The sequence below is a fragment of the Thiohalorhabdus sp. genome (genome assembly GCF_036628635.1).
Classification (GTDB): domain Bacteria; phylum Pseudomonadota; class Gammaproteobacteria; order Thiohalorhabdales; family Thiohalorhabdaceae; genus Thiohalorhabdus.
The window spans coordinates 1-7,014 of the sequence record NZ_JAZKRM010000072.1; the positions used below are offsets into that span (position 1 = coordinate 1).

Sequence of the window (7,014 nt, forward strand, 5' to 3'; positions counted from 1 at the left end):
GCTCGCCCGGCGGAGCCGGGCTCCTACGAACGGCGATTATGGCGAATTCGGCACCTGTAGGAGCCCAATTCATTGGGCGAGCCGCTCGGAAATGGGGCCCCGGTGCGGCCAGCGGCTCGCCCGGCCTACCCGGGCTCCTAAAAAGACGGGTGGCGGGGCAGTGAGGCGCTAGCGTGCAGGTCACCAGTTGGCAATAGGGCTGTAAGCCAAGCCCGATGAGTAAACGAAAGCGGGGCGGGCGACGCCCCATCGCGAGGTAGCCGTCGAATGCAGGAGGTAATCCAACAGGTTCTGAGCTATTTGCGCGGCTTCTGGCGCTACCGTTGGGCGGCTATGGGCTTCGCCTGGCTATTGGCCCTGGGAGCCTGGGCCTATGTCTATCAGATTCCCGATCAATACCGGGCTTCAGCGCGTATCCACGTGGATACGGAGTCCATGCTAAAGCCCTTGCTGCGCGGGCTGGCGGTGGACTCCGATACCCAGCGCGAAGTGCAGCTCATGACCCGTACCTTGCTGGCGCGCCCCAATCTGGAAAAGATCGCCCGTGCCACCGACCTCGACCTCCAGGCCGAAAACCCGGAGCAGATGGAAAATCTGCTTGACAGCCTTGAGCGGCGGATCCAGCTGGAAGGGTCCGGGCGCACGAACCTCTACAGGGTCTCCTACACCGACACGGATCCCCAGCAGGCCAAGAGCGTAGTGCAGGCCGTGGTGACCCTGTTCGTGGAGCAGAGCCTGGGCAAGAGCCGACAGGATACCGAAAGCGCCCAGGAGTTCCTTGAGCGCAAGATCAAGGAATACGAAGCCCGTCTGGAACGCGCCGAAGAGCGCCTCATGGCCTTCAAGCGCAAGCACGCGGGGGAGATGCCTGGGGAGCAAGGGGGCTACTACAACCGGCTCCAGAGCAAAAAGGCCCAGCTCGAAGACGCCCGGTTCAAGCTCGAGACGGCCCGGCAGCGCATGAGCGAGCTGGAAAAGCAGCTTGAAGGAGAGCAGCCGGTATTCGGCATCATGGGTCCGGCGGCTTCCGGCGGGCAGGGTCCTGGCGTCCAGACGCCCCAGCTAGACCAGCGCATCGACAAGCTCCGTCAGCGTCTGGACCAGCTGCTGTTGAGCTATACCGACAAGCATCCTCAGGTGGTCTCCTTGCGGGATACCCTCAACCGCCTCAAGGCACGGCGGGAAGAAAAGCGCCAGGAGCTGGCGCAACAGGCCGAGCCATCCGCGCAGCAATCGGCCAGTGTGGACCAGAATCCGGTCTACCAGGAGATCAAGGCCTCACTGGCGCAGGCCCGCGCGGATGTCTCGGCGGCCAAATCTAGGGTCCGGCAGTACCGCAAGCAGGTGAAAGGGCTTCAGAGCAAGGTGGACACCATCCCCAAGGTGGAGACCAAGCTCAAGCAGCTCAATCGGGACTACGAAGCGACCCGCCAGACCTACCAGAAGCTCCTCGCACGGCGCCAGAGCGCGGAGATATCCGGGGAGGTGGAGTCCAGCGGCAAGCAGGTGAAGTTCAAGGTGGTGGATCCCCCCAGGGTTCCGTCCGACCCCGTGGCTCCCGACCGCTCGCTGCTGGTGACTGCCGGCTTCGGGGCCTCCATCGCGGGCGGCGGCGCCCTGGGCGTTTTCTTCTCCTTGCTGTGGCCGACCTTCTTCACCCGATCCAGCCTCTACGAGGCCACCGGCATCCCCGTTCTGGGGGCCATTCACCGGATGCGGACGCCGGGTCACCGGCGCAAGCGGTTGCTGGAGCTGATGGCCTATGGAGTCGGGGGCCTGTTCCTGGTCGCCGCCTTCCTGGCGGTCTTGCTCCTGCTGCCCCAGCGCGGTGCCATTCTCGAAACGGCGCGTTCCCTGATCCAAGGGATTCTCAGCGCAGGGGGATTGTCATGAGCAGTATCGAACGCGCCATGAAGGCGCGCCGCGGCCAAGATGGTGAGGCAACGTCCCGCGAGGCTCCCGTTCAGGAAGGCGCCGAGCCCCCGGAAACAGCCCGGGAAGTGGCCGCTTCCCCCGAGGAAACGCCCGCGCCGAGCGGGGATTCCCGACCGCCCCGGGATACCGACTACGACGGCGGCGGCCACGTCGAGCTCGATATGCCGCTGCTCGCCCAGCAGGGCTTTCTTGACCCCAACGAGCCCGACCGCCGCCTTCAGGAAGAGTATCGCATGGCCAAGCGGCCGGTGCTTGCCCATGCCTTCACCTATGCGGTCCAGGGCACTCCCCCGGGCAACCTGATCCAGGTCACCAGCTCCCAAGACGGCGAGGGCAAGACCTTTTCGGTCTTCAATCTGGGCATGAGCATCGCCATGGAGCTGGACTATACGGTCTTGTTGATCGACGGTGACCTGACCCGGCGCCAGCTGACCCGCCTGGCGTGTCTAGCCAACCGGCCAGGCCTGACGGATGTCCTGGAGTCCGATGGGGGAGGCCTGAGCGAAGCCATTGTCAACACCAATGTTCCCCATTTCCGCATCCTGCCAGCAGGGACGGCTCACCCGCGGTCCACGGAGCTCATAGCCAGCGGGCACATGAAGGCATTGACAGAGGAATTGGCGGCGCGCTACCCGGACCGGGTGATCATCTTCGACTCCACTCCCCTGCTAGGGGACTCCCAGGCCGCCACACTGGCCACGCACATGGGCCAGGTGCTGGTCGTGGTGGAGGCGGGTCGCACCTCTGAGGGCCAGGTCAAGGAGAGCTGCAACCTTCTCGAGCACTCCGCTGCGCGAACCGGTTTCCTGCTCAACAAGAGCCCGCAGGGCTACGGCTCCGGTTACTACTACGGAAAATACTGATGGCGCCGTCGGGCCCCTGCCTTGGCCACTTGGCCGGGAATCCCCCGCGCAGGCGTATCCTCTCCCCGCTGGCCGCAGCCGTGGTTGCCACGGGGCTGGCGACAATGGGGCCATCCCCGGTATGGGGGGGCGATTGGGAGATTACGCCTCGCCTGCGCGTGGCCGAGACCTTTGTCGATAACGTCGAGCTCGAATCCGACGGTGGTGAAACGGACTACATAACCGAGATCAATCCCGGATTGGGCATCGCCGGGGAAGGGCGGCGGGCCCAGCTGGACCTCCAGTACGGGATGCAGAGCCTGGTCTTCGCGCGGGACTCGGATCGCAACACCATCAACCATCAGCTCGGAGCCGATGGCTCGCTGGAGCTGGTCCGCCGGACCCTGTTTCTGGAGGCCGATGCCCAGCGCCGTCAGCAGATCCTGGACTCCCAGGCCGGCGGCAGCAGCAACAACCGGGTGATCCCCGCTAACCGGGCCGACGTCACCACCTTCGGTGGCGGGCCGCGCCTGCAGTATGCCTTGGGCAGCTTCGCCCGGGCGCGAGCCCGCTATCGGGCGGAGCGGGTCCTCTACGGTAATCGCTTCAATGATCGGACGCAGCAGACGGTCTCGGCCTCCCTGGCCAGCGGCGCCCGCTTCGATCCGGTTGGCTGGAGCCTGGCCTACAACCGCCAGGAGGAGACGGTGGGTCAGACCACTGCCGCGACGTCCAGGGACCAGGTTCTGGAGCGCGTTACCGGCGAGCTGAACTGGCGCGTGGGCGCCAAACTCCAGGTCTTCGCCTCCGGGGGCTACGAGGACAACCAGTTCCGGCGCGCTCGCCAAGGTGACCCGGTCGATGGCTCGTTCTGGAACGCCGGCTTGCGCTGGCAGCCGACGCGCCAGACGTCGCTGGAGGCCTCCTACGGCGAGCGCTTCTTCGGCGAGACCTGGAGCGCGACCTTCCGGCGTCAAGAAGGCCCGCACCTGGACTGGGACCTCTCTTACAGCGAAAGCCTGGTAACCCAGACCGATCTCCAGGTCCAACGCTCGCAGGCGTTGGTGCGCGGACCCGGCGGCAACATCATCCTGGATCCCGGGGGCGATCCCCTGACGGTGACGGTGCCCGTAGCCACCGTGGTCAACGAGGTTTCCCTGCAGAAGCGGGCCAGGGGAAGCGTAACCGCTCATACCGCCAAGACCCGCTTGACCTTGTCGGGCTTCAGCGAGCAGCGGACCTTCCAGATCAGGGACCGGACCGAAGACTCCTACGGTGGCGGCCTCAACCTGGGATGGCAGGCCGCTACGCGCACCAATGTCTCCGCCGGCGGGCGTTGGCAGCGCCGCGATTTCACCGGGACCAGCGGCGAGGAAACCCGCTGGAGCGCCCGGGCCAGCGCCACCCGACGGGTCAGCTCCACCCTCGAGCTTTCCGCGCGCTATCGCCACGAGAACCGCCAGTCCGACGGCGGCGCGGGCCGGGACTACACGCTAAACGAAGTGACCTTGGCGCTGGACAAGACCTTCTAGCCTCGACCCAGCGCCCAAAGGAGGGCCCACCCAGCGATGTACGAGCGCTTCTACGGGCTGAAGGGCAAACCCTTCAAGCTCACTCCGGATACCCGTTTCTATTTCAACAGCAAGGGCCACTCCCGGGCCCTGGACTACCTTCGCTACGGCATTCAGCAGGGGGAGGGGTTCGTGGTGGTAACCGGAGGTGTGGGGACCGGCAAGACCACCCTGGCCCAGACCCTGTTCAACGAGCTTCGGCGCTACCGGAATGTGGTCACCGCCCACCTGGTGATGAGCCAGTTCGAGGGGGACGACCTGCTGGAGCTCATCACCGATGCCTTCGGCCTGAATCCCGCCGACCGTTCCCAGGCAACCCTGGTTGCCGCCCTCGAGGAGTTCCTGCGCCAGCAGTTTCGGGCCAAAAAGCGCGTCATCCTTCTGCTGGACGAGGTCCAGAACCTGCCCTTCAGCGGCCTGGAGGCCCTGCGCATGCTCTCCAATTTCCAGGAGAACCAGCGCCCGCTCATCCAGAGCCTGCTGCTCGGCCAGGCCGAGTTCCGGGACGCCCTGCAGCGCCCCAGCATGGAACAGGTGCGCCAGCGCGTGGTGGCCTCCTGCCACCTGGAGCCCTTCAGCGAGCAGGAGACCCGGGACTACATCGAGCACCGCCTGTCCCAGGCGGGCTGGAAGGGTGATCCGGCGATCGAGCCGGAGGTGTTTCACAGCATCCAGGATTACACCCAGGGGGTTCCACGCCGGATAAACACCTTCTGCGACCGCCTGCTGCTGTTCGCCTTTCTGGAGGGCGTCCATCAGATCCAGGAGCAGACCGTGGACAGCGTTGCCGAGGAAATCGCAGAAGATCTGCCCGGCTCCCCAGGCCAGGCGCAAAGCGGCAGGGACGAGGGCAGAGGCGGTGACGACCGGGTGAGCCGGCTGGAGGAGCGGGTCCGCTTCCTCGAAGAAGCGCTGCGTCAGACACGGGACGGGCTCGATCGGGCCTTTGCCGATAATCCGGAAACCGGTGGGGAAGGCTAGATGGGTGCCAACGGCAGTGCCCGCTTGGAGCGGCTCCCGGCGGGCGGGCTGGTCTGCGTGGTGGGTGCCCGCCCCAATTTCATGAAGGTCGCTCCTATCCTGCGGGCCCTGGCGGTGGCCGACCCCCCGTTCCCGGTGTCGCTGGTGCATACCGGTCAGCACTATGGCCCGGACATGCAGGAGGCCTTCTTCCACCAGCTGGGCCTGCCGCAGCCGGACATCGACCTGGAGGTGGGCTCGGCCAGTCACGCCGCCCAGACGGGTGAGATCATGACGCGCTTCGAAGAGGTGGTGGACGCCGTGGCGCCGGAGGCCGTCCTGGTGGTGGGCGACGTCAACTCCACCCTGGCCTGCTCGCTGGTGGCCGCCAAGAAGGGCGTCGCCGTCACTCACGTGGAAGCGGGTCTGCGCAGCGGTGATCGCGCTATGCCGGAGGAGATCAACCGGGTTCTGACGGATCAGCTGGCGACCCTGCACTTCACCACGGAGACCGGCGCCCGGGACCACCTCCTGCGGGAAGGCATCGATCCCGACGGGATCCACTTCGTCGGCAACGTCATGATCGACTCCCTGCTTCACCATCGGGACACCGCCGTGGCGGCCGGCGAGACCCTGGAACGCTACCTTCCTCCCGAGGCTACGGAGATTCCGACGGAGGGATTCGCCCTGGTCACCCTGCATCGGCCATCCAATGTCGATGATCCCGAGGTGCTAAGGGAGTTGGTGGAGACCCTGGAGCAGGTGAGCGAGCGCCTCCCCCTGGTATTCCCGGTCCATCCCCGCACCCGGGGCGCTCTGGAGGCCGTCGGCTGGCCGCGGGGACGGCGCCATCCGGTGATGGTTCTGCCGCCGGTGGGCTATCTGGAGATGCTGGGTCTCATGGCGGGGTCTCGGCTGGTTCTGACCGATTCCGGCGGCATGCAGGAGGAGACCACTGCCCTGGGCATACCCTGCATAACGCTGCGCGAGAATACCGAGCGCCCGGTGACCCTGGAGCAGGGCACCAATACCCTGACCGGTACCGACCGTCGGCGGATCCTGGAAACCGTTGACGATGTCCTCGCCACCGGCGGCAAGGGCGGGCGGGTGCCCGAGCTTTGGGACGGCCGAGCGGGCGAGCGCATCGCCGATGTCCTGGCGGATTGGGCGCCTCTGACGCCGTGGTAGGAGCCCGGCTCCGCCGGGCGAGGCGTTGACGGGCCAGGGCGCCGGAACCGACGGCTCCCCCGATGAATCGGGCTCCTACGGGGGCGGGGTCCCGGGTGGTGGTGTTGGTAGGAGCCCGGCTGCGCCGGGCGAGCCGTCCGCCGGACCGAGGCACTCCCCCCGACGGATCGCCCGATGAATCGGGCTCCTACGGGGGCGGGGTTTCGGGTGGCGGTGTTGGTAGGAGCCCGGCTGTGCCGGGCGAGCCGTCCGCCGGACCGTGGCTCCCGCCCCGAACGCCTCGCCCGATGAATCGGGCTCCTACGGGGGCCGGATTGCCGTTGGTGCCGTTTTTGTAGGAGCCCGGCTATGCCGGGCGAGCCGTCCGCCGGACCGTGGCTCCCGCTCCGAACGCCTCGCCCGATGAATCGGGCTCCTACGGGGGCGGGGTCCCGGGTGGTGGTGTTCGTAGGAGCCCGGCTGCGCCGGGCGAGCCGTCCGCCGGACCGTGGCTCCCGCCCCGAACGCCTCGCCCGATG

The 7,014-nt window shown here is 66.8% G+C and carries 5 protein-coding genes; all 5 read left to right on the forward strand.

All coding sequences use genetic code 11. From position 1 onward, the window contains the following. Positions 1–267: 267 nt before the first annotated feature. From V5A19_RS13190 to wecB, 5 genes are read left to right on the forward strand one after another with little or no spacing between them, the layout of a single operon-like run. A complete protein-coding gene (locus tag V5A19_RS13190; RefSeq protein WP_332319867.1) occupies positions 268–1,893 on the forward strand; it encodes an XrtA system polysaccharide chain length determinant in 1,626 nt (541 codons plus the stop codon). Further along, a complete protein-coding gene (locus tag V5A19_RS13195; RefSeq protein ID WP_332319868.1) occupies positions 1,890–2,798 on the forward strand; it encodes a hypothetical protein in 909 nt (302 codons plus the stop codon). Before V5A19_RS13190 ends, V5A19_RS13195 begins: the two co-directional genes overlap by 4 nt. Next, positions 2,798–4,309, forward strand: coding sequence for a TIGR03016 family PEP-CTERM system-associated outer membrane protein (locus tag V5A19_RS13200; protein ID WP_332327906.1), 1,512 nt, complete (start codon positions 2,798–2,800; stop codon positions 4,307–4,309). Before V5A19_RS13195 ends, V5A19_RS13200 begins: the two co-directional genes overlap by 1 nt. A 36-nt stretch (positions 4,310–4,345) precedes the next feature. Continuing rightward, the gene (locus V5A19_RS13205) at positions 4,346–5,329 is read left to right on the forward strand and encodes an XrtA/PEP-CTERM system-associated ATPase (protein ID WP_332327907.1); all 984 of its coding nucleotides are present in this window, start codon (positions 4,346–4,348) and stop codon (positions 5,327–5,329) included. Then, positions 5,330–6,496, forward strand: coding sequence for a non-hydrolyzing UDP-N-acetylglucosamine 2-epimerase (gene wecB / locus V5A19_RS13210; protein ID WP_332327908.1), 1,167 nt, complete (start codon positions 5,330–5,332; stop codon positions 6,494–6,496). Positions 6,497–7,014: the final 518 nt, after the last annotated feature.

Coding starts and splice junctions, on each gene's coding strand:
- V5A19_RS13190 (WP_332319867.1), top strand. CDS start 268: ATGCAGGAGGTAATCCAACAGGTTCTGAGCTATTTGCGCGGCTTCTGG.
- V5A19_RS13195 (WP_332319868.1), top strand. CDS start 1,890: ATGAGCAGTATCGAACGCGCCATGAAGGCGCGCCGCGGCCAAGATGGT.
- V5A19_RS13200 (WP_332327906.1), top strand. CDS start 2,798: ATGGCGCCGTCGGGCCCCTGCCTTGGCCACTTGGCCGGGAATCCCCCG.
- V5A19_RS13205 (WP_332327907.1), top strand. CDS start 4,346: ATGTACGAGCGCTTCTACGGGCTGAAGGGCAAACCCTTCAAGCTCACT.
- wecB (WP_332327908.1), top strand. CDS start 5,330: ATGGGTGCCAACGGCAGTGCCCGCTTGGAGCGGCTCCCGGCGGGCGGG.